The organism is Nonomuraea zeae, assembly GCF_005889725.1.
Taxonomy (GTDB): Bacteria; Actinomycetota; Actinomycetes; order Streptosporangiales; family Streptosporangiaceae; genus Nonomuraea; species Nonomuraea zeae.
On the sequence record NZ_VCKX01000224.1, the window covers coordinates 1 to 21375 of the forward strand.

At 68.1% G+C, this 21375-nt stretch carries 25 protein-coding genes and 1 pseudogene; 14 read left to right on the plus strand and 12 right to left on the minus strand.

Going from position 1 to position 21375, the window contains the following annotated elements; all coding sequences use genetic code 11:
• The coding region (locus ETD85_RS65055; protein ID WP_206059271.1) for a hypothetical protein at window positions 1–353 on the plus strand (353 nt) is incomplete at its 5' end.
• 1274 nt (window positions 354–1627) lie between these two features.
• On the opposite strand, the gene ETD85_RS44990 is transcribed toward ETD85_RS65055, so the two are convergent.
• Both ETD85_RS44990 and ETD85_RS44995 read right to left on the minus strand, forming a co-directional pair.
• Window positions 1628–1957, minus strand: a complete 330-nt coding sequence (locus ETD85_RS44990) for a hypothetical protein (protein ID WP_138695980.1) — start codon at window positions 1955–1957, stop codon at window positions 1628–1630.
• Window positions 1958–2301: 344 nt separating this feature from the next.
• The gene (locus tag ETD85_RS44995) at window positions 2302–3198 is read right to left on the minus strand and encodes an Ig domain-containing protein (RefSeq protein WP_138695981.1); all 897 of its coding nucleotides are present in this window, start codon (window positions 3196–3198) and stop codon (window positions 2302–2304) included.
• A gap of 961 nt (window positions 3199–4159) precedes the next feature.
• Between ETD85_RS44995 and ETD85_RS63740 the strand changes: the two genes are divergently transcribed.
• Together ETD85_RS63740 and ETD85_RS45000 are read left to right on the plus strand one after the other, a co-directional pair.
• A complete protein-coding gene (locus ETD85_RS63740; RefSeq protein WP_170247175.1) occupies window positions 4160–4519 on the plus strand; it encodes a hypothetical protein in 360 nt (119 codons plus the stop codon).
• Window positions 4512–5027: a transposase gene (locus ETD85_RS45000; protein WP_170247176.1), complete on the plus strand. Its 516-nt coding sequence runs from the start codon at window positions 4512–4514 to the stop codon at window positions 5025–5027. Before ETD85_RS63740 ends, ETD85_RS45000 begins: the two co-directional genes overlap by 8 nt.
• Before the next feature lie 172 nt (window positions 5028–5199).
• Here ETD85_RS45000 and ETD85_RS45005 read toward each other — a convergent pair whose 3' ends face one another.
• Window positions 5200–5520 (minus strand): DddA-like double-stranded DNA deaminase toxin, encoded by a 321-nt coding sequence (locus ETD85_RS45005; protein ID WP_138695983.1) that lies wholly within the window; start codon window positions 5518–5520, stop codon window positions 5200–5202.
• 141 nt (window positions 5521–5661) lie between these two features.
• Between ETD85_RS45005 and ETD85_RS45010 the strand changes: the two genes are divergently transcribed.
• Complete coding sequence (locus tag ETD85_RS45010) at window positions 5662–6117, plus strand: DUF4145 domain-containing protein (protein ID WP_138695984.1); 456 nt, start codon at window positions 5662–5664, stop codon at window positions 6115–6117.
• A 215-nt stretch (window positions 6118–6332) separates the two neighbouring features.
• Here the strand turns inward: ETD85_RS45010 and ETD85_RS45015 are convergent, their stop codons facing one another.
• Both ETD85_RS45015 and ETD85_RS45020 read right to left on the minus strand, forming a co-directional pair.
• Window positions 6333–6665, minus strand: coding sequence for a tyrosine-type recombinase/integrase (locus ETD85_RS45015; protein ID WP_138695985.1), 333 nt, complete (start codon window positions 6663–6665; stop codon window positions 6333–6335).
• Between the two features lie 81 nt (window positions 6666–6746).
• Window positions 6747–7406, minus strand: coding sequence for a site-specific integrase (locus ETD85_RS45020; RefSeq protein ID WP_138695986.1), 660 nt, complete (start codon window positions 7404–7406; stop codon window positions 6747–6749).
• 74 nt (window positions 7407–7480) lie between these two features.
• On the opposite strand from ETD85_RS45020, the gene ETD85_RS45025 reads away from it, so the two are divergent.
• Together ETD85_RS45025 and ETD85_RS45030 are read left to right on the plus strand one after the other, a co-directional pair.
• On the plus strand, window positions 7481–7690 hold the full coding sequence (locus ETD85_RS45025; RefSeq protein WP_138695987.1) for a hypothetical protein: 210 nt from the start codon (window positions 7481–7483) through the stop codon (window positions 7688–7690).
• Window positions 7687–7995 carry a type II toxin-antitoxin system PemK/MazF family toxin gene (locus tag ETD85_RS45030; RefSeq protein WP_138695988.1) on the plus strand — a complete coding sequence of 103 codons (309 nt, stop codon included), beginning with the start codon at window positions 7687–7689 and terminating at the stop codon, window positions 7993–7995. Before ETD85_RS45025 ends, ETD85_RS45030 begins: the two co-directional genes overlap by 4 nt.
• A gap of 273 nt (window positions 7996–8268) precedes the next feature.
• Here ETD85_RS45030 and ETD85_RS45035 read toward each other — a convergent pair whose 3' ends face one another.
• Window positions 8269–8856 (minus strand): recombinase family protein, encoded by a 588-nt coding sequence (locus ETD85_RS45035; RefSeq protein ID WP_138695989.1) that lies wholly within the window; start codon window positions 8854–8856, stop codon window positions 8269–8271.
• A 320-nt stretch (window positions 8857–9176) separates the two neighbouring features.
• Between ETD85_RS45035 and ETD85_RS45040 the strand changes: the two genes are divergently transcribed.
• Together ETD85_RS45040 and ETD85_RS45045 are read left to right on the plus strand one after the other, a co-directional pair.
• Window positions 9177–10742 carry a serine hydrolase domain-containing protein gene (locus ETD85_RS45040; protein ID WP_240779844.1) on the plus strand — a complete coding sequence of 522 codons (1566 nt, stop codon included), beginning with the start codon at window positions 9177–9179 and terminating at the stop codon, window positions 10740–10742.
• 153 nt (window positions 10743–10895) lie between these two features.
• Window positions 10896–11678: a MerR family transcriptional regulator gene (locus ETD85_RS45045; RefSeq protein ID WP_138695990.1), complete on the plus strand. Its 783-nt coding sequence runs from the start codon at window positions 10896–10898 to the stop codon at window positions 11676–11678.
• Window positions 11679–11842: 164 nt separating this feature from the next.
• On the opposite strand, the gene ETD85_RS65060 is transcribed toward ETD85_RS45045, so the two are convergent.
• Complete coding sequence (locus tag ETD85_RS65060; RefSeq protein ID WP_338087235.1) at window positions 11843–13273, minus strand: Tn3 family transposase; 1431 nt, start codon at window positions 13271–13273, stop codon at window positions 11843–11845.
• 1201 nt (window positions 13274–14474) lie between these two features.
• Window positions 14475–14957: pseudogene (locus ETD85_RS66260) on the minus strand (DUF4158 domain-containing protein); the annotation flags it as partial.
• A 147-nt stretch (window positions 14958–15104) separates the two neighbouring features.
• Between ETD85_RS66260 and ETD85_RS66270 the strand changes: the two are divergent.
• The 4 genes from ETD85_RS66270 to ETD85_RS63750 all read left to right on the plus strand — a co-directional run bounded on the left by ETD85_RS66270 (window position 15105) and on the right by ETD85_RS63750 (window position 18178).
• A protein-coding gene (locus ETD85_RS66270; RefSeq protein ID WP_420847303.1) for an IS5 family transposase occupies window positions 15105–16006 on the plus strand; the annotation gives its coding sequence in 2 pieces (ribosomal slippage) (window positions 15105–15552 and window positions 15552–16006; 903 coding nt in all).
• 250 nt (window positions 16007–16256) lie between these two features.
• Window positions 16257–16535, plus strand: coding sequence for a hypothetical protein (locus ETD85_RS45060; RefSeq protein ID WP_138695991.1), 279 nt, complete (start codon window positions 16257–16259; stop codon window positions 16533–16535).
• A 394-nt stretch (window positions 16536–16929) separates the two neighbouring features.
• Window positions 16930–17478: an EF-hand domain-containing protein gene (locus tag ETD85_RS45065; protein ID WP_138695992.1), complete on the plus strand. Its 549-nt coding sequence runs from the start codon at window positions 16930–16932 to the stop codon at window positions 17476–17478.
• A gap of 532 nt (window positions 17479–18010) precedes the next feature.
• The gene (locus ETD85_RS63750) at window positions 18011–18178 is read left to right on the plus strand and encodes a hypothetical protein (RefSeq protein ID WP_170247177.1); all 168 of its coding nucleotides are present in this window, start codon (window positions 18011–18013) and stop codon (window positions 18176–18178) included.
• A gap of 75 nt (window positions 18179–18253) precedes the next feature.
• On the opposite strand, the gene ETD85_RS45070 is transcribed toward ETD85_RS63750, so the two are convergent.
• Window positions 18254–18592, minus strand: a complete 339-nt coding sequence (locus tag ETD85_RS45070) for a hypothetical protein (RefSeq protein ID WP_138695993.1) — start codon at window positions 18590–18592, stop codon at window positions 18254–18256.
• 775 nt (window positions 18593–19367) lie between these two features.
• Here ETD85_RS45070 and ETD85_RS45075 point away from each other — a divergent pair.
• Complete coding sequence (locus ETD85_RS45075) at window positions 19368–19550, plus strand: hypothetical protein (protein WP_138695994.1); 183 nt, start codon at window positions 19368–19370, stop codon at window positions 19548–19550.
• Window positions 19551–19614: 64 nt separating this feature from the next.
• Here ETD85_RS45075 and ETD85_RS66275 read toward each other — a convergent pair whose 3' ends face one another.
• From ETD85_RS66275 to ETD85_RS45090, 3 genes are read right to left on the minus strand one after another with little or no spacing between them, the layout of a single operon-like run.
• The gene (locus tag ETD85_RS66275) at window positions 19615–19806 is read right to left on the minus strand and encodes a Thoeris anti-defense Tad2 family protein (protein ID WP_240779846.1); all 192 of its coding nucleotides are present in this window, start codon (window positions 19804–19806) and stop codon (window positions 19615–19617) included.
• Window positions 19716–19919, minus strand: coding sequence for a Thoeris anti-defense Tad2 family protein (locus ETD85_RS67715; RefSeq protein WP_379507650.1), 204 nt, complete (start codon window positions 19917–19919; stop codon window positions 19716–19718). Before ETD85_RS67715 ends, ETD85_RS66275 begins: the two co-directional genes overlap by 91 nt.
• Window positions 19880–20662, minus strand: a complete 783-nt coding sequence (locus ETD85_RS45090; protein ID WP_138695997.1) for a peptidoglycan recognition protein family protein — start codon at window positions 20660–20662, stop codon at window positions 19880–19882. Before ETD85_RS45090 ends, ETD85_RS67715 begins: the two co-directional genes overlap by 40 nt.
• Before the next feature lie 157 nt (window positions 20663–20819).
• Between ETD85_RS45090 and ETD85_RS45095 the strand changes: the two genes are divergently transcribed.
• Window positions 20820–21251 carry a hypothetical protein gene (locus ETD85_RS45095; RefSeq protein ID WP_138695998.1) on the plus strand — a complete coding sequence of 144 codons (432 nt, stop codon included), beginning with the start codon at window positions 20820–20822 and terminating at the stop codon, window positions 21249–21251.
• The last annotated feature ends 124 nt before the right edge of the window (window positions 21252–21375 follow it).

A 21375-nucleotide genomic window follows, 5' to 3' on the forward strand; every position in this document is an offset into this window, starting at 1 on the left:
CCTTCTTTGCCTTCGACAGCTGTGAAGGATCGCGGAGTGGCCGCCCTCATGTCACATCGATCTTCCCTCACGGGCATCAAGGTGACGAACGGGTTCAAACCCGTACACCACTCCCGTGGACGCTAACCGCCGCCACCGCGCCGCTCCTCCCGTTCCATGCTTCCTCGCTGGTCGTCGACAGACTCGGGTTCACGGGTAGTTGCCCGGCCTTCGTCGTCTATTCCGGAACTTCGGTGGTGCTCATTTTCACGGCGGTCATTCTGTTCGCACTGGGCGAGCTGGCTCGCAATCGTCCGGAGTTGATGGAGGCCTGCCACCGCGCTCTGAACGGCGATCACCAGCGTCATCAGTGACCACTCCGCCGAACCACTGCCGACCACGAGTCGTGGTCGACGGCTGGTGGCGCTGCCCAAGGCGGCTGCGTAGGCAGGCACCGAGACTGAGCACCGCTACGGACACCAAGTAACGCCGAAAGGGATAGTCGCCTGGTCACGGAGGTGTGCGTGCTAGGGCTACGGCTCGAACATGGTGGGATACGTGTTTGCCCAGGTCGTAACTGGTAACCCGCGCTATTCGACTCCGCTGAGTCGCCGTCGAAGAAGGCGTCCCCGGAAGACCATGGAACGAAGTTAGGCCATGCGGCTCATCGGCGAGGTGCTGCCCACGCTGGCCGAGCAGGCCGGTCCCCCGGTCCGCCGCCGCCGCTACATGCGGCCGGGAGCGGGCAGGGCCGCATCCTCAAAAGCGCTTCATACTCGGGACCCGCTGGAGCAGGATGTGCAGGTGACGGATACCCTGCCCGTCCCGCGGCATGGGCGGCGGCCCGCAGAGGCGACGAAAGATCGTGTACGCGCCGGGTGGAGACCTCGAGGTGTCGACTGACGACCGACCATCCCTGGATAGGACCACGGCTGGTCCGCCTCCACGCTGATGAGCCTGCCCGGCCACCGGAACCTGCGTACCCTCGACATCTCCGTCCAGCCCAGCACCGAAGCCGTCGCCGCCGCGCTCGCTGAGCACAACGCTGGCGCCGTCACCGCTGGCCCGGCCCACTACCCCGAAGGCAGAGTGACCTATGACCCGACAGACACCACCTAACCCCTGGGACCGCTTCTTCGACCTCGCCGACAAACCACGCGGGGCCGCGACTGGCTGCCGCGGCCTCAGCACTGGATGACCTTAACGACCAGGACGAGCAACAGAAGACGTACACGGGAGGAAGTAGCTCGCAATCTCGGAAGAAGCGGCATTTGGGGCTACGTCAAACCGCCGGCCAAGCCGGGTCTCGATGAGTCGCTGGGAATGCTCGAAAGATACGCGCCCAAGGACGGTCTCGCCCGGCGTCAGTAGACACGCCCGGCGTCTCGGGCGGGTCCGGAGCGGACGGCTTTAGGCCGTAGGCGGCTGGCAACGCTTGCCGTGACGGGTGGAGTAACTCGGATGCGCCGAGTGTGGACAGCCGCCCGCCTTTGCCAGCACCTTGCCCGCTGAGGCCGGGGGCCGAGGTGTCGTCATCTGCCAGGTTCGGCGTGGTGCGCACCCGCGCCGAATCACAACACGCCATGTGAGGGGGCGCTGGAGGTCTGGGCTGGTGATCGGTGAAATGGCTGCGATCGGTCAGTCCGGTTCAGCGGCCGGGCTGCGGCTGCCGCGATCGTGGTGACCAGGACACATCCCGTGACCTGCTTTGGCGCGGGCCGACGTCGTGCCCGACCTGATCACCGCCGCCCGAGACGCCGGCGTCATCTGGGAGGCTCTGGCCCTGGTGTTGCGCGTCGGTGACCGCCGCGCCGCCCAGCGTCGCCACGCCTGCCTGCAGGCCGCCCTCGACCGCCAGGCCGCCGGTCAGAACGTCCCTCTGGACGTCCCCGACGTCCAGAGGGACGTCCCCGCCACCGTTGCCGGGCCGGCCGGACGGGAGTGGGACGACACCGACCTGTGCCTGTGGCGCGATCACGCCGTTTGGGCCCTGCAGGGACCAAACGGCGTGATCGACGTCGAGGGATTCGGCTTCTTCGGCACGATCACCGCGCAGCGGGCGCGGCGCCCAGGCCGCCGCGCCCGCCGTCGTCGAGGAGTTGACCGGCCGTACGGTGACCGGATGGGACCCGGACGAGTCCAGCCCCGCGCCAGACCCGCGGCGAGGGCGCCGCTCGGGACGGCAGATGTGTTCAAAGCGTGTGTGACGGGTTGCTCCTCTCCTACCCGCACCGGGCGGGATCGGCGAGGAGGATCGACCCGGGACGCGCAGACAATACGCGCCGTCGCCTTTCCGACAGGGATTCCGTTGGGGGCAGAAGATCAGCATCTGGGGCAGGCGGCCTCGCGCCGGATGCGCCAGGTGAAGGTGGTGCTTGCCTGGCCGCCGCCGACGGCCGTGACCGTGACGTCGTAGCTTCCTATCGAGGGCGTGCCGCTGATCAAGCCGGTCGTCGTGTCGATGGTCAGCCCGGGCGGCAGACCGGTCGCCGACCAGGTGTAGGACCCGCTCCCGCCGGTGGCCTGCATCTGCAGCATCACGCTGTCCGGGAGGCGCGTGCTCTGGGTGCCCGGGTTGACGACCGTCATCGCCGGCGGGGGCGTGGGGATATCCGGCGGCGGGCAGTCGAGCCATACCGGATCAGACCCCGTCGATCCGGTGATGAACTCCGGAGACCCCGACAGGTATTGGACCGTGGCGGTCGCCCGGCCCGAGTAATAGCCGGACTCGCACAACTCGCCCGGGGTGGGGGCGCCGAGGCCGAACAGGGGGACCAGGGTGGTGTACTGCCAGACATCGGTGCGGCCGCTCACGGTTACGCCGGGGCCGGCGACCAGTCCGTGGTAGAGCAACTCCACGGTGAGGTCGATGCGGCGCACTGGACCGTCGCACTGGACCGTCGCGCTGTAATTGACGGTCTTGGCGTCGGTCTTGCTCGGTGGGCTGCCCGGCGAGACCCACCAGCAGACGTGGCCGTCGGGAAGGTCGGCGGATGCCGGGGTGGCGTCGATGCGGCGCGCTGGACCGTCGCACTGGACCGCCGCGCTGTTGACGGTCTCGGCCGGTGGGCTGCCCGGCGACACGTACCAGCAGTTGTTGCCGTCGGGAACGGCGGCGGATGCCGGGGTGGCCAGGCCCAGGGATGCGATGGAGAAGGCGGCTGCGACCAGGGCCAGGAGGATGCGGGATAAATTGCGATGCCACAGATTTACACGCATCGCTGGATGCTCTCACGGGACATCGGCGTCGACAATGGGTGAGCCCGGGACCGGGAGGTGGGCCGGGGTGTGCACTCGAAGACAACCTGCTCACGCACAACCGCGGCGGGGTGGGAGACCTCGGCGGGACCAAACTATGGCATTTCCGAGTCGCGACGTACCGACGTTCTCGGCCCCGGGAGTACTGCGGGCCGCCGGACCGTCCTTCGTGTGCATGCTGCCGCCCTTCGAAAATGCAGGGTGAAGTGGAACGGCCGACGTACGAGGCGTTCGGACCTACGCTGCCCCCTGCAGGTCGAGACACCGCCGCCCGAAGACTTCACCGGGAACGGACAGGTGAGGTCGTCCAGGGCGTGACGGACCGCGGTGCGCTCAGGGCTCTCGGGAAGGGTGCGGCGGGCGGTGTTCAGGGCGCGGGCGCTGGTGGCCTGCCCCACGTCGAGGAGCTGGCGGTACTTCTCCCCGCCCTGTGCCAGGTGGTCGACCGCCGCTGCCGGGTCAGGCCGGCCCGCTCGGCGCAGCGTGTCCACCATGGCGTCCTCACGGGATGCGGCCCTGCCCTCGGTCTGGAGGACAGGCACCTGCGCCCTGGCCAGTGGCCTATCGCCTACTAGGACTGAGAGCTCTACGTGTTGGACAAACCTAGCGACCGGTGTGCGCAGTCAGCAGCCTTGGTAGGCCACTGTGTCTGGTGGCGGGTGTCAGCGTCGTAACGTTCATCGGCGTCTTGCGGCGCCGCGAGCCTCGGCCTGGCTGATGGATACGCCGACATCACCCTCGATCAGCAAGCCGCGCTTCTGGATCAGCTGGATGAGCAGGCGATACGGTCAGCTGAGGCGATCGTCTTGTCCTGTACAGGCTGGCCTACCCGCGCAGCCATCACCCTGCTGCGCCGTCGGCTCAGGCGGCCCGTCACGTCGTCGAACGCCGCCATCGCCCAGCACGCCTTGCCGGAGCACCCATGACCGCACCCGATGCGGTCTCCGACCTTGCCCCCCGCCTGTATGACCTGGTGTCGGTCGTCAGCGCACACCAGAAGGTGAAGACGGCAGTCGAGGCCAACCACGACAACAGTCAGTGGTGGCCCCAGCATGTCGACGACTGGCGGGTGCGGATGCTGGTCGCCGGCCGGAGCACCCGCGCGTACGCCGGTGCTGCGGCGGCTGCTGGAGCGGATCGCGCTGGCGTTGGGAGGACGGCCGGCGGCGCGATTGACCACGCACTTGGCGGTTCCCGCGAGCCCGAGTTCGCTGCTGCGACTGATCCGCAGACTCCCAGACAAGGGCGCCAGGACGACGCCGCGGGTCTTGGGCGTGGATGACTTCGCAACCAAGAAAGGTCATGTTCACGCGACGATCTTGGTGGACATGGAGACGGGCGAGCGGGTGGATGTGCTGCCCGACCGTACCGCCGAGACCTTCGCTGCCTGGCTGCGGGAACACCCCGGGGTCGAGATCGTGTGCAGAGATCGTAGTGGCGCCTACGCTGAGGCCGTACGGGCCGCTGCCCCGCACGTGCTGCAGGTCGCGGACTGGTTCCATCTCTGGAAGAGCCTTTGTGACGCCGTCGAGAAGTGCGTCCTGGACCATCGTGCCTGCCTGCCAGAACCTCAGCCAGACCAGGAACACAATGATCAACCTGTCAGTGCATCTTTGCCAAGGACGCCGCCCTCCGAGCCGCCGACAGGAGTACGCGCAACTCAACGCCGACAACGGTACGCCGCCGTCCACGCCCTGTTCGACAAGGGGATGGGAATCTCGGCCATCGCCGAGGCACTCCGCCTTGATCGCAAGACAGTCCGCCGCTACGCGGCACGCCGCCTCGCCTGACGACTTGGCCCCCGAGCTCAGCGCCCGACGGACACGAGTCGATCAATTCCTGCCCTACCTTGCAGGCCCTGCGCACCAGCGGCCGACCGGCACCGCAGGTCACCGACGAACTCACCGTCCGGCAGGCGGCGGCGTGCCGGCCTTCGCGACCGGCACGCCGCGGCGGAGGAGGTCAGTCCAGCCAGCGGCCGACGCCACGCACGGTGACTTGAAGCAGCTTCGCCGGATTCGCTGGGTCGGGGTAGTAAATGATCATGGTCGTGCCCGCGGGGAGCAGCATCTGAATGGCTTGGACGCACCCGGCGACGACCTGGCGCTGCCCGTCGGGTCCGCGGTCCTTGGCGGGCACCGCGTCACAGACGCCCCCGGGGTTGTTCATCACCAGCCGCAGGGTGTTCTCGCGGAGCGCCACCTCCCGCTTGGAGACGCGGTACGCCAGCTGCGTCTCCAGGTGCCACGCCGGGGGCTCGATGGGCAGGCCGAACTCCCGCATGTACAGGAGCGCGAGGCCGGCTACGGCACCACCCAGAAGAACCGTGGCGTCTGGAGGATCTCCCCCACCTTCGAGCCCAGCCTGGAAAAGTCTGCAGCGGGCATTTTCCAGGTGACCTGGAGCTGCGACTTCTGCAAGAACGTGACGATCGAGATGATCACCGCTGGCATAGCCTCAGGTGGTGGCGCTGCCAGAACCGTCAGCGAAATCGTCCAGCTCTGGCCTCGACGAGCCGTCAGGGAGCTTCCCGAGGAGGTGCCCGAGCCGATCCGAGACCGCTTCCGCGAAGGGTCGCTGTGCGAGGGCGTGGCTGCGTACCGGGGTGCGGCCGCGATGTACCGGGCGGCGGTCGAGGAGCTAAGGGGCCAGCTCGACGAAGACCTGATTGACGCTCTCCCCGAAACCCGCATGCTGGGCAACGACAGCGTCCATGACGGGCTGGTCTACTCTCCCGAGGAGGTCGCAGACGTCGCCGAGCTGATCGTGGAAATGACGGAGACCCACTACGTCACGCCGGCGAAGAAGGCCGCAATGCGTGAGGCGCGTCGGCAGCGCCGCGACGCGCACAAGAACGGCGGCGCGCCAACGGCGCCATAGCGCTATGGGCTGTCCCGCTGTTCCTCGCCAGAGCCGGTGGTGCTCATGGTGTACACGATGAGCACCACCGCGAACCATTACGACTCAAATCCGAGCGGGGTGCAGGTCCTCCTTCACCACGCGCGAGAACCACCGCGTACTTCCGGTACCGAGCGAACGATGTCGTCTCGGCACATGAAATGCAGCATGCCGGCGAGTCTGGATAACGCTCTGGCCTAGCGTCTCGCTCGATGGTCGGGGCCGTTACGTCGCAGGCGGCGCCTTGCGTCGACGGGGGTGGCACCGGGCAGGGGCACGGCGTCGGGGGTGGCGAGTTTGTCCACGGCCGCGCGGCGGGTCCGCTCCGGCCGCCGGTCGTACTTGGCGGTGGTCGCAGGGGAGGAGTGTCCGACGAGGGCCTGCCTGGTGGCCAGGTCCACCCCGGCGTCGAGCAGCTCGCCGATGAACGTGCGCCGGAAGTCGTGCGCGCGGGGAGCCTCGTCTAGCCCTGCCTGCTCGGCTCGCGCGACGAGCACGTTGCTGACCGTGCGAGCGTCGATGAACGCCATCCGGGCCTGCTGGTCGCGGCGGATGTGCCTGCCGCGGGGTGAACGGCGGGAACAGGCCGCCCGGGTCGCGGCGCCGCACGGTCAGCCACCCCTCGACACGGCCGACCGCGCTGGGCGTGAGGTACACCATCCGCTCCTTGCTCCGCTTGCCCGGATGCGCAGGGAGCGGGCCGCAGGGTCGTAGTCGGCCAGCGCCACCGCGGCGAGCCCGAACCGGCGCACGCCGCTCGAATACAGGACGGCGAGCATCGCCGCGTCCCGCAGCGCCACCCGACGCAGTTCCTCCCGCTTGATCGGGTCCTCGACGTCCTCGGGGTCGAGGTCGACGTCGCAGGCGGCCATCATCGCGCCGACGCGCTCGATCGGCAGGTGCCCGCCGGCGGGCAGGGTGCTGCGCTCGAACTGGTCGACGCGCTGGGCGCGGTCGCGTTCGTCGGCGTCCATGAGGCCGAGCAGCCACGCCCGGTCGAGGACCTGGCGCAACGCCACCACGTGCTTGTTCCGGTAGGCGATCGACCAGGGCTCGCGGGTGCCGTCCTTCTTGCGGCTGGTCGCCTGCCCGATCAGGGCGCGGATGCGCTGGGTGTGCTCGGCCCGCAGCAGGTGCCACCTGATCGTCTCGCCCGTGATGGCGAGCGTGGCCGGGTCCTTCTTGCCCGTGGCGGGGTCGGTGCCGGCGGGCTCATTCCCGGTAATAAAAACCGGAGAGAGTATGAGCCCGTGTATTACGAGTGGTAGCACTCTCAACACATCGCGGCGTACGAACCATGGCTAAGGGAAGAACGTCCATCACCATCGCCCCGTGGATCTTGGAGATGGTCCGCAAGCACGCCGAAGCGAACGGCCTCAGCGTCTCCACCGTCCTGGAGCGCGGCGCCCTCCGCGAGATCGCCGCAACCCACAACACAGCCGCCCGCGCCGCGGTGTATGGCGCCGGCGCGGTCGCCAGCCAGGAAGCCGACGAGCGTGTCGTGGCCGAGGACACCGCGCGGGCGGCCAATGAGCACCGTGGCGAGGCCGCGTGAGCCACCGATTCGGCGAGCTGTGGAGTGTCCAGTTCGGCGACCGTGACGAAGTACGGCTGGTCGTTTCCGGCGACTTCTACCACACCTTGTACGGCGACAACGTGCTCACGGCCCACGTCGAGGCGGCCGACATGGCCCAGGCCCTCACCGCGTTCGCGGTTGACGTCGGCGAGGGCCGTGCCGCCATGGTCGATCGGATCAGCACCGTGGCGGCCGTGCGACTCAAGAGCAAGGTAGGCGATCTTCCCGAGGAACAGCTTGCGGCCGTGCGCAGCATGATTGCGACCACCTTCGGCATCGCCTAAGAGGTCCTAACAAAATGATCTAGAGCCGTGTCCCGTGGCGTTGCTGGTCGTTGATCTTCGTGTGAAGAGGGGCGAGCAGTTACCGGCCCTTGAGCAGCAACCAATCGGCCAGTGGCGTTAGCGAGCCCGTGGGGGCTCGGGCTATCGCAACTGGTCGTTTGGATGCGACCGCTCATGGGCGCGGGTCACAGGCCCCATTCGGATGATCCTGCCCAGGGAGGCCTGGAGTTCCTATGGCTACGGCGTGTAGCGAGGTGGGCGTAGATCCGCTTTCTAACTGGGGGTTTCTGGAGCTCCGTGGATGATGCGGTGGATGGTGGACCGGCCGACGCTGTATTCAGCGGCCAGGTCGGCCAGGGAGACCTCGCCTTCGGCGTAGCGGCGGCGGATGGAACGCCGTGCCGGTTCGGGCAGCTTGGGCTGCTTGCCCTTGAGCTTGCCCCTTCTCTTGGCCAACGCCATGCCCTCGCGGGTGCGCTGGTGCCCGATGTTTGCTTCGAACTCGGCGACCATGGCGAGGGTCTGCAGGAACAGGCGCCCGAACGGGTCGTTCCAGTCGTAGACGGAGGCGCTCAACCCGAACAGCACCCCGCGGTCGGACAGGTCGGTGAGGATGTCGTTGGCTTCGGCCATGTTGCGGGCAAAGCGGTCGAATTTTGTGACGGTGAACACGGTGCCGTCCCAGACGGCTGCGAGGGCCTGGTCGATGCCGTTCCGATTGCGACGGGTGGTGCCGGAGAAGCCGCGATCGATGTAGATGCGGTCCTCGGGGACGCCGAGCGCGAGAAGCTGCTCGGTCTGGATGATGACGTCTTGTTCGTCGGTGCTGCAGCGGGCGTAGCCGACACGTGCTCCGTTCACGCTCTGAAGTGTTCCGGATAGGGAGCCTTCACCGGAACAGTTCGCGGAACACCTATACGGAACGCCCCGACCTGGGGCGCCACTGTGGCTGGGCGGTGTTCCGGTGGGGGGTCGGCTTTCGGAACACCGCCGGACCGCCGGGCGAGATACGACTGTCACCTGACGGGGACGGCGTCCTGCTCCCGAAGCTGTCTCAACCCCCAACCCCCATAGCAGCTGTGAGCTAGATCACGGTTGAGGTTGACCTAGGGGCAGGGTGGAAGCTCGGCGCAGCGGCGCGACGCCGACCGGACATAACAGATTCAAAGGATCAAACAACCGTGACGATCACCCTTTCCGACCAGGACAAGAGCACCCTGCGGATCGCCGCGTACGGCGCCGTGACGCTGATGACCGCCGCCGGTGCCGCCGGCAAGCCCCGTGAGATCGCCACCCACGGCAGTATCGCGCTGGGCTCGGCCACCGGCCTGATCGGGCACGTGCTCGCCGACTACCCCAAGGTCAAGGACCTGGTGGGCAAGTCCGTGGCCGAGATCGCCGGCCGCGTGCTGCCGGCCCTGACTGCGGCCATGAACCTGCTGAAGCAGCAGGATCCGGCCGAGGCCGGCAACTTCCGCAGCGCCGTTCTCATCGCTGTCGAGACCGCCCAGATGCAGCAGGGCCGGCCGAGCCCCGCCACGGCCGAGATGGTCCGCAAGATCAGCGAAGCCCTCGACGCCGCTGGGGCAGCCGCTGCGGACAGCGGGGCCGTGCCGGAGACGGCGGCCGGGCAGGATCGGCCGGAGCTGCAGAAGGCGATCGAGGAGATCGTCGATTCCGGTTTTGTCGGGGTGTCGCTGCGCGTGCACGATGAGCGGGGAGAGTGGGTCGGCAGCGCCGGGGTGGCCGAGCTGAGCGGGACCGCGAAGCCGCCGGTCAACGGGCATGCCCGGATCGGCAGCAACACCAAGACCTTCACCGCGACCCTGGTGCTGCAGCTGGTGGCCGCGGGCAAGATCGGGCTGGACACCCCGGCGGCGCACTACCTGCCCGAGTTCGGGCTGGACGAGCGGATCATGGTGCGGATGCTGCTGCAGCACACCAGCGGAGTGTTCAACTTCACCGGGGAGGTCAACGCCGACGGGACGATCGCGCCAGGGATCCCCATCCCCTACAGCACCACGGGCAAAGAGTGGGTGGACAATCGGTTCAAGACCTACCGGCCGCAGGAACTGGTGGAGCTGGCGTTGTCCAAGCCGGCGCGGTTCGAGCCGGGGACGGGCTGGAGCTATTCCAACACCAACTACGTGCTGGCCCGGCTGCTGATCGAGAGGGTGACCGGCCGTTCGGTTGCCGAGGAGATGCAGCGGCTGATCCTGGGGCCGCTCGGCCTGTCGGGCACTGTGGTGCCGGACGCGTCGCCGGAGATCCCCGAGCCGTACGCCCACGCCTACTACCGCTACGAGGACGCCGGCGAGCAGAAGACAGTCGACATCACCCGCCAGAACCCCTCCTGGGTCTCCAGCGGCGGCGACATGATCTCGACCACCCAGGACCTGCACACGTTCATCTCTGCGCTGCTGGGTGGCAAGCTCATGCCGGCCGGGCTGCTGGCCGAGATGTGCACGCCGCACCCGACGGGCATCCCGAACATGGACTACGGCCTGGGAGTGTTCGTGCTGACCACGGACGGCGGCGGCACCGTCATCTCCCACAACGGCGCCGCCGTGGGCCACGCGGCGCTGATGTACGCCACCCCTGACGGCAGCAAGACCCTGACCGCCGCGCTGAACTGCGTGGACGACGCCGACCTGTCCATCGCAACAGCATTCCAGACCGCCCAGCGAAGGCTCCTCAACGAGGTGTTTGGCGGTGGGCAGGTCGATCCGGCTCAGCCGACGGGCTGAGAGCGCCTGTGACCCGTACGCCTCAAGGGGCCGCCCTTCCGGTCGTACACCAGGAAGAACCCGAACGGGCCACGCCGAACTCGGCGTGGCCCGTCCACATGCTCGGCTGGTCCGCTTGGTCGCCGAGCTCGAGCACAGGGCAGGATTGCGCAGATGAACGGAGTCACGATCGGGCAGGCGGCGGCATTCGTCGGCGTCACGGTGAAGACGGTGCGGCACTACCACAAGCTCGGCCTGGTCAAGGAGCCGGAACGCGACAGCTCCGGCTACCGGCGGTACGGATCGGCCGAGTTGCTGCGGCTGGTGCAGGCCCGGACGCTGGCCGCCGCCGGGGTGCCCCTGGCCGAGATCGGGTCCCTGCTCGACGCTGACCCCGCGCTGTTCGCCGCCGTGCTCGCCGACGTTGAGCGGCAGTTCACCGAACGGATCGAGGAGTTGATCGCGCGACGTGACACGCTGCACCGGCTCGCCGACGGCGACCGGGCTCTACTGCCTGACCGTGCTGTGGCGCTGCTGGAGCGGATGTCCGGCCTCGGCTTCCCCGCAGAGGAGGTGGCGGCCGCCAGGGAGGGCTGGGTCCTGGCCAGGGCACTGGTCCCCGAGAGCTTCGACGACTACCTCACCCATATCGAGCACGCCCTCGAAGACACCCGGTTCGTCGCCCTGATCAAGCGCGCAACCGAAGCCGCGACCTGGGAACCGGACGACCCGCGCATCGCCGAGCTCGCCACCGCCATGGCCGACCACCTCCTCGCCAACCCCGCACACCTGAAAATCGTGACCGGCCTGCAAGCCCGCACCGACGCTGCGACCCGCTACAAGCTGATCGCCCTCCACGGCGAAGAGCAGGGATCGGCCGCGGCCCGAGGAGTCGCGCTCGTCGAGACCAAACTCCGCGCCGCCGGCATCCACATCCCCAGACCAGACACCCACTGACCAAGCCGGTCCCCGCCGCAGGACCCGGGGACCGCGGGATCTGCTGGCAGACACCGCTGGAGCGGCTCGTCCCACGCTGGATACATCGCCTCAGCCATCCACGAACACGACATGTGAGGAGGGGCCCGGCCGGGTACTCGAAGCCCGCCCGCCGAGGTGAGGGGTCAGATCTCTTCGTCGTCGGCGTCGAGTGCGTCGGGGTCGCGCAGAGCGCGTATCGCCCCTGGCGCCAAGTCGGGAAGTATGAAGGTGTAGGCGCCGTGCACGCCCAATTGGGTGTTGACGAAGGGCGAGAGCCGGGCCATGTCCTCATCTCGGACGGGGTTGCCCTGCGCCTTCAGCTGCCGGACTGCCGCGTCCAGGTAGACAGTCGTCCACAAAACGACGCAATTGAGAACAAGCCCGAGGACGCCGAGCTGATTCTCCAGCCCGCGTTCGTAGCGGTGGTAGAGCTCGCCCTTCTTGCCGTGGCAGATCTTCCGGGCCAGGGCGTGACGGCCCTCCTGCAGGTTGCGGATGTGCTTGATGTCGCGCCGGTAGGTCTCGTCCACGTCGATGTAGGCGAGGATGTGCAGGGACAAGAAGATCCGGCCGTAGGTGGCGATCGCCTCGCCCAGCGCGGTGGGGTGACCCTCGCGCTGCAGCATGGTCACTACGTCGTAGGCGCGGACGGTGCCGGTGTAGATGGAGGCGATCACGCGCAGGATGTCCGGCCACATCCGCTGCACCTTGCGCAGGTCGATCCTGCCGCGGGCGAAGGTGTTCAGCGGCCCGTAGTCGGCGCCGGGGTCGATGCGCCAGCCCTTCTGGTCGGGCAGATCCGCCAGCGCGGGCCGGTAGGAGATGTTCAGCAGTTCCAGCAGGCCGAAGGTCAGGTCGCTGTAGGAGCCGGTGTCGGAAACGACGATCTCCGGCAACTCCCCGCCGTCCAGCCCGAAGATGACGTCGACCATGTGCAGGGAGTCGCGGACCGTGCCGGACACGATCTTCGCGCCTCGCCCGATTCCTTGATCATTTATTGCGTTGAGCCAGGTCATGCCGCGCTTGGAGCCGAAGAATTTGCGGTTGGGGCGAGCGAAGGCCGCCGGGACCGGGACCACGAACCGCATGCCGTCGACCGCGGCGACCATGCCGCCTCCCCACGCCTGGGCGAGCGGCAGCCCGGCCTGCCAGGCGACCAGCGGCGCGTTGGCCAGGCTGAGCGTCTCAGGCCGGAAGTAGTTCTGGAACACGTGCGAGAGCCGCGAGCGCTCCAGCGCGGGAACGCCGGTCTTGGCGATCGGCCGGTAGCCGACGTTCATGGAGTGCGCGGCCAGGCACGCCGCGATCGAGGTCGGCAGGTCCTCCAGCCGGGAGCGGCCGCCGGAGGCTGCGGTGAAGGCCTCCACCAGTTGCGGCTCCCAGCTCATCACCTCCAAGATGACCTCGGGCAGATCCACGCGCGGCAGCATCGCCGTGGTGTGCTTGCGCAGGTCGACCAGCGAGGGCGGCTCTTCGATGGCCTTCACGCCGGTCAGGTGGATCTTCCCGCGCGTCGTCGATCCGGACTTCGGTGTTGGTGTCCAGCCGGCTGCCCACGTCTTGGTATGCCGCATCCAGCGCGCGGGTGTGGTCGGCCAGCAGGGCGTCCGGGTTCTCCGGCAGGCCCAGCGCGGTGAGCACGTCCGGCCGGACCGCCTCCCACGCCTGGCCTTCCAGGAGTCTGGCCTGCGGGTTGCGCCACTTGGTGGAGGCGTCGGCGTAGATTTCGCGGCGTTTGAGATGCCGGTGGAACTGCTCCAGGAGACAGAAGGTGTAGGCGTGCCTGTTCACCGCGCCGTCCTCGTGGACGGGCTGGCCGAACACCAGGCGCTTCCATGGGCCGGTCACCACGGCCGCCTCGATTAGTCGGGCCGGAATCAGTGGTGCGGGCAGCCTGCTGCGGTGGGCCAGCACCTCCGGCAACTGCCGCATTGCCGCCAGCACCGGGGCGCCCTCGGCGTTCGCGCCGAAACAGATCACCGTGGGCAGCACCTTCAAAAATCCCGACACCGTGCTGTAGCGGCCGACTAGCTCGCTGCGCCAGTCGTCGGGCTCTTCCGCATCCGCCGGCAGCACGTTCTCATTCACCAAGACCAGCGCCGCCCGCAGTTCCGCCCGCGACACCACCGCCTCGATCGCCTCCCACACCTCCGACACCCGGGGCTCTTCGTCCTCGCCACCCCAGGCATCGGAGTCGAACAGCGCCTCCACCGCCACCGCCAGGCGGGCCGAGGCCTTGGCCAGCTTCGGATGCTTGCGGATCTTCTCCTTGTCCGCGGCGGTCTGCGCCTTGTTCAGCAGCTCGGTGGTCATCAGCAGGTCCAGCAGTTCCAGGGTGTCATCGACCGACTTTGCCTCCAGGAACGCCACCGTGGCCAACAGCGTCGCCAGACGACGGCCATCGCGGTGACGGCGGATCTGCGAGGCGTCCGCGCTCATCCCGTACTTGGCCAGCTCCGCCAGCCGGCGCGGCGGCACCAAGCGGTCGGCCCCCAGCTCCGTCATGCCCATTCCCGCGACCTCGGCGACCTGCTCCAGTGCTTTGATCAGCGTCGGCCCGGACCCGCGCGGGACCGGGCCCTTGCGCCAGCGCTCCAGGTCCGAGACCCGTGACCCTGGCGGAACCTCCAGCAGCTGGTCCAGCACATAACGCTGACCCACGGTCAACAGCCCTTCCAGGACACCCCACAGTCGCCGGGTCGTCTCATCGCGGACGTTGGTGACCAGCCGGGCTAGCGTCGTCACCCCGGGCAGAAGCACATCCCGCTCCCGCAGCCAACGCACCGCGTCGAGAAAGATCGCCTTCGGTCCATCCCCCGTGGTCCAAGACCTGGCCTCCACCCACGCTCGCAGATCCCCTTCGACGGTCCCGAACTCCTTCAGGCCGTACACCCGCCGAATCTCCCACTGGTGATCGAATCGCGTCTTGGTCCGCTCGGTGTACTTCTTCACGCACGACGGGTCGGCGATGCCCAACTGCTCGGCCACGAAGTCGAGGACCGCGGTCGGCACCTCCAGCAGGTCCTCCAGGAACGTCCCGACCCATCGAACGGTGACGAGTTGAAGGCTGAAGCCGAACTTCATGTGGTCGCCACGACGACGCTCAACCAGCTCTCGGTCCTGGTCATCAAGGAAGAACACCCGCTCCAGGTCCGCGCGCGACGGCACTTCCCCGTATCGGCCGTACGTGGCCGCTTCGTCATCGGTTAAGAACTCCACCACCGGCATACGCCGCAAAGGAGGGCCAGCCCCGCCCATAACAAACCGAAAGTAGCCGAACAGTTACTCAATCCGCCGCCATGTCGCTGCCCACCCGCATCGGACCGCTGGATGGCGGTAGGTCAACTGACGTCAGCCCGCTACCGCCACTGACCGATTGGTTGCTGCTCAAGGGCCTTACCGTGGATGGTGCAGGACAGCCTGTGGGAGCGGATCGAGCCGCCGCTGCCGAAGGTGGAGCGGCGCCGGCGCCATTCGGGACGTAAGCGGCTGGATGACCGGCTGGCGTTGCAGGGCATCTTGTTTGTGCTCTACACCGCGATCCCGTGGGAGTTCCTGCCGCAGGAGCTCGGGTTCGGCTCAGGCATGACCTGCTGGCGGCGGCTGCGCGACTGGCACCAGGCCGGGGTGGGGGACCGGCTGCACCAGCTCCTGCTCGCCGAGGAGTTCCTGCCGCAGGAGCTCGGGTTCGGCTCAGGCATGACCTGCTGGCGGCGGCTGCGCGACTGGCACCAGGCCGGGGTGGGGGACCGGCTGCACCAGCTCCTGCTCGCCGAGTTGCACGCCGCCGGTCAGCTGGACTGGTCCAAGGCGGTGATCGACAGCTCCCACATCCGGGCGCTCAAGGGCGGCCCAAAACCGGGCCGAGCCCGGTCGACCGCGCCAAGCCGGGCTCGAGACACCACGTCATCACCGAAGGCGGAGGCATCCCCCTCGCCGTCTCCCTGACCGGCGGCCACCGCAACGACGTCACCCAGCTCATGCCCCTGATCAAAGCCATCCCGCCGGTACGCGGCCGCGTCGGCCGACCACGTCAGCGGCCCGACTGCCTGTACGCCGACCGCGGCTACGACCACGACAAGTACCGCCGCCTGGTCTGGCGCACCGGCATCAAACCCATCATCGCCCGGCGCGGCACCCCACACGGCTCCGGCCTGGGCATTCACCGGTGGGTCGTCGAACGCACGATCGCGCTCCTGCACTGGTTCCGCCGCCTGCGCATCCGCTGGGAAGTCCGCGACGACATCCACGAAGCGTTCATGACCCTCGCCGCTGCCATCATCTGCTGGCGACGCCTCGTCCGCTGATCTTTCTGTTAGGACCTCTAGGTGCCGCCAACCGACGAAAACGCGCTGAGAGCGTCCAGGAGCGGGCCGGGCCCTCCTGCTCCCTTCCCTCTCGCCACTTCGAGATCGCCCAGCAGCGTGCGCTACAGAGAGATCGTTTAGCGAAGATCACTAGACGCAAACCGGACACGGGCCACTATTGTCCCAATCGGCATATATCGAACTCGAACAGATGGACGAGCCGCCACCGTTCGGCGTACTCTCGGCGCCCATGGAGCAACCCGCCACCGAGGAGCCCCGCGCGCTCACCATGCCGCCCATGGTGCTCCTCGCCCGCACGCGGACGACGTTCCTCCTCGCCCGTGCCAGCCTCGTCGCCAACAACCGACAGGAGTGGTGGGGGAAGATTGCCATCCCCCTCGGCTCCGACGCGACCGGCGGCGACCTCAGCATCAACATTCGGTGGGTGAACTACACGATGCTGACGCGCCTCGACGGCGTCGGCTACAGCGAAGTGCCGACCCTCCCCGGCTTGGACGACGACCGGTAGCCGCCGAGTGGTCGCCTGCCCGCCCCGCACATGGCGGTTCGGGGTCTGCGCACCCTGTCAGGTGACGCGGTAGCTGGCCGCATGCCATCCAAAGTGGCCACAGAGTGGCCAGGGCCAGCGGAGGTGGCCAAAGCAATGTGAGCGTTGAGCAGGTGTGACTACATTTCGCAGTATTGACTTTACTTTGAGCGGCGGATCATGGAGTCCGGCCACTTCTCCTGTTACTCCAGCGCCCCGCCCGCTGTGCTGCTCGACCACCACGCCCGGCGCCGGCGGATCGAACAGGGTGGACTGCATGGAAGCGTGACCATACATTTACTCTGAGTAGATACAATGCTACGTTGAGTGAGATCCAGGGGGATCAACGTTCCGTCACTCTGACCGGAGGCTTGCGATGTCCTCGTCGCTCACCGCATCCAACCTCGCCCTCATCTTCGCCGCGCTGGACAGCAACGATGACAACCGGCTGACCGCCGCCGACTTCACCCTGCGGGCCGACCAGTTCTGCGCCGCCCTCGCCCCTGATCCCAACTCCGCCCACCACCAGGGCATCAGGAAGGGGTTCGCGGACTGGTGGGAGCACCTGCGCGCCACGGCCGACATCGACAGCGACGACTCCGTGAGCTGCGCGGAATACCTGGCCGCCGCGAGCAACAGCGCCGGGCCATCGGCTAACGGACACGCCGACGTGGTCCTCAGCCTGGCCGCTCCGCTGTTCGACGCCACCGACACCGACGCCGACGGAGCCATCTCCCTCCAGGAGTACGTCCGCTTCTACACCGCCATGGATCTCGACGGAAAGATCGGGGAACTGGCCTTCGCCCGCCTCGACAACGACGGCGACGGCCGGCTCAACCGCCAAGAATTCCTCGACGGCGTCCACGCCATCCTCACCAGCGAGAACCCCGCCGACCCTGGCACCTGGATGCTGGGCCGCACCTGACCCCCCGTAGTTGTGCCGCGGCACGAAGGGGCTTCTCACCGGAGATGGCCACTTTCGATTGCACGATCGCCCGGGGGGACTGCGCAGGCAAGTGGTCAGCGCAAGGTCACGCCATGATCAATGGCCGGATTCGATGTCACCTGACACTGGGCCCTGTTCAGGGCGCAGGCAGCCTGCCTCCCGCGCTGTGCCTGGACAGGTCGGGGCCTGCGCACCCCGCACAGTGCGGAGGCAGACCGTTCAGGGGTGGCCGGTCACGCTCCCGGCTAGTACCACCAGGACGTCGCCGGTCGCAGCGCTCCCGCCACGGTTCCTCCCGCCCCCGCGGGGAGAATCGCCGGCGGGCCCGCGCCTGGAGCGCTCCCAATCGTGACCTGATCAGTGGGCGCGGGCTGCACGGCCGGGGCCTCCGTGGGCGCGGCCGTGCTCGTCGGCTCCCCGGTCGGCTCAGGATTCCTGGTCGGCTCCTGCGTGGGCGACGGCTCCGGCGCCGAGCTGGTCGGGGTCGGCTCCTGCGTGGGCGAACCCGCGGGTGGACGGGCTCGGGGCCGGATCGGTCGGCGCGGCCGTCGTCGGCGGCGCGGTCGGCAACTCTGTGGGGGCCGTCGTCGGCGACGACGACCACACCCCCGCGCAGGCGCTCGCGGGCGCGGCGGCCGGTGCAGTGGCCACGTGGGCGACGCTCGCGATCCTGCTGTGAAGGAGGGGGAGCCCCCACCCGGGCTCCCCCATGCTTGGCTGCTCGTCAGCCCCTCCGGCTGGCAGGCTGTTGGAGCTAGACCACTGAACAGCCCTTGCCGTGGACGTACCCGTAGGGGTCGGATATGCCCTCCTCGCAGTGAAAGACCAGCCCCCCGTCGACCCGGGTGATGGTGTAGTCGTACACGACTTCGTGGCGCTGGCGGCGCCTTTGCTCGGTCTGGCAGTCGCGCCCGATGACGTTGGTCCCAGTAAAGCTGTCGATCACCGAACGGCACTCGATGTGCGGACCTGCTTGCGCCGCCGCCGCCGGTGCGTGCGGTGCGGCCGTGGAGGCTTGGGCTGCGGCGAGCGGGATCGTCGTTATCGCTGCGGCGGCGGAGAGGGTGATGAGTGCAGTCACAGTGCGTCGCACGGGCGGTTTCCCTTCGTGGGTCAGGTGTGGCGGGAGATACGGATGCGCCACATACGTAGCGTAACTGCATGACAACTTTCCGCATCGACAATGTCTCGTATCCCCCGCACGCCCGCCCAGGCGCTCGCGGGCACGGTGGCCGGCGCGGACGCCACGGCGGCCACCCTCGCGCTGATGTAGTGCTGGCCGGCGCGGTCAAGAAGAAGGCCGCCGGCTTGTTTGCCGAGTTCATGAACGGGACGTCGGCGCTGGCCACGGTGTTCTTCTCGGCTTACATCACCGACTACTGCACCGACAACCTGCGCACAGGTCTCGGCACTGGCTCAGGTGAGGCGCCGCCGCAGGGCGCCTGCTCAAGGGACTGCACACAACGCGGGTTTCGGGGCCGAATTTCGCTGGTTGTGCCCGAAAGTCCCGCAGACGGCACGGCTGGAGACGTACGCGACGTTATTCACGCTGGTGGCCGGGCTGCTGGCCGGGGCGCTGATGAGGGGTCTGGCCATCGGCGAAGATTTCGGACACCGTTTGTAAGCCCGCTTTGCCGTGCGGCACGCGGCGCTAACACCGCGTCGGTGAGCCGCACTACCGTTAGATACGACGAAAGGGCCCGAGCCGTTCCAGCGGCCCGAAGCCCTTCTCGTCGCATCAACACCGGTCCCCGGAAGGGGCCCACGTGCTAAATGCCTGTACATCCCAAGTCCAGGTTATCCATGCACGTCGGGTGCCGCAACGAACGGCGCACCTTCCGGGGCCGGCCGACGTGTATGGAGGCAACTTGTCTGACGCTGCCAGCCAGCCCACACCCCCGCCACCGCCTGGTGACGGCTTCTGGATCTCCAAGGAGACCGTGCGCATCCTCGTGAAGGGTGCCATCGGACTGGCTGTGGTCTACCTGCTCATCCGCGTGGGCGCCGACCCCTCGGTTCTCGGTCCCATCCTGAAGGCCCTCAAGCTTTGACTTGGGGCTCCCCGCCGTCTTGCGCTGGCGGGCCGTCCATCCAGAGCGTCCCGCCAGCGGCATGTCACACGATCTCCCAGTCGTCGGCGTCCAGGTTGGACTGGGACGCGACCCACGGGACGATCTGCCCGTTCGCGGTGAACGTGTCGATGTGCGGCCGGTAGGTCACGGTGCGGCCGACGAGTTCGGGCGCGGCCTGGCCGAGCGGGTGGTTCGCGTCGACAGTGATGGTCGAGCCGGGACGCGGAAGACCCACATGCCCTTGCCGTTCCATCCGGCGCGGGCGAGCCTTCGCCCGGCCTTGAGTGCGTTGAGGGCGTCACCGAATTTCACTTCTTCTCCCCCTTCGCCTTCTGGCCGGCCTGCCACGTGGTCTTGTCCGCGGTGCCGGTGACCAGGACTTTGGCCTTGGTCTGGAACTTCCGCGTCGCCGTGGTGGAGTCGGCGCCGTACAGGCCGTCCACGTCCACGTCGTAGCCCAGCTCATCGAGGAGGGCCTGCCACGCTTCGACGTCGGCGCCCTTCATGTACGCCTTGCCCTTGGTGTAGACGAGCGTCCGTGACCAGGCGACGGGCTTGGCCGGCTTGCCCTCGACTTCGGCCTTCACCCAGGCGAGGAACTTGTCCCAGGGGAAGCCGGGACCGGGGTCGGTGTGGGAGCCGGTGCCCGGGTACGCCCGGGTGACGTCGACGTGGGCGCAGAACCCTTTCTGCCCCGCCTTCACCTGGGCGGGGGTCAGGTGCTTGATCGGGATGTTGTACTTCTTGACCCAGGCCGCGGCGACCTTGGCGGCGTTCTTGAGGGTGGCCGTGGATGCGGCGTCGAGCCAGTCGGCGCGCTTCTGCCGGGCGTAGCCGTTCAGCTCGATGTGCAGGCCGTCCGCGTTCGCGTTCGGCGCGGCCCACGCGGTGTCGCCGTCGTCGACGCACCGGACGGCGCTGTTCTGGTCGACGCACACGTGCGCGGAGGTCTTGGGCGAGCTGGTGGCGAACCAGCGGGCGACGTTCTCGGCGGTCTCGGGCTTCTCCGGGGCCTCCATGGAGTGCATGACGATCAGCCGGACGGGCCGGATCCGGCCGTTGGTGTAGTAGCGGGCCTGGATCTTCTGCATCGCTCCCCCGTGGGCGGGTTGGTGGTATGTCGCCGGAGAGGATGCCGGGTTGAGTCGCTAACGTCGCGTCGCCCTGCTCATGCGGCCATTCACCAGCGCCGGGAGTTGCCGGCTCGATACGCTCGCTCCCTCCGATCGGGTGGCCTAGGAGGGTGACGTGAACTGGGAACCGGTTCTGGTCTCGGCGGCGGTCTCGCTGGTCGTCGCCCTGGGCATCGAGTACGCGGCCAAGCCTCGACTGGAGGCGCGGAAAGAACGCATCCTGGAGGCGATGCGAGCCCGGCGAGACCTACTCGCCCGCGTGACCCTCGTCGGGTGGACGGCCTCAGCCGCGGCGGCCGAGCTGCCAGCTGAGGCGAGTCGGGAGGTGCGGGAGAAGCTTCGGGCCGAGCAGGCGCGGCAGTTCGAGCGGCTTGAGGGCGAGGTACGGGGGTTGGTCGATGACGCTGGCCGCTACTTGTCCACGTTCGCGGGGCCCGCGCGGGTGATCATCGCGGACTACCTGTTCGTCCAGCACGGGATACTCCTATCGGAGCGTGCGCGGTCGGAGCAATGCACGCAGGTGAAAAGACTGGCCATGGAGGTGTGAGGCGCCTAGCAGATTCCGGACAGTCGGCTACATAAGCTGACAGAAGTCTGGAAGAGGTAGGTACGTGGCAAGGCGTCGCAGGCAGTTCTCGCCGGAGTTCAAGGAAGAAGCCATCCGCATGGTG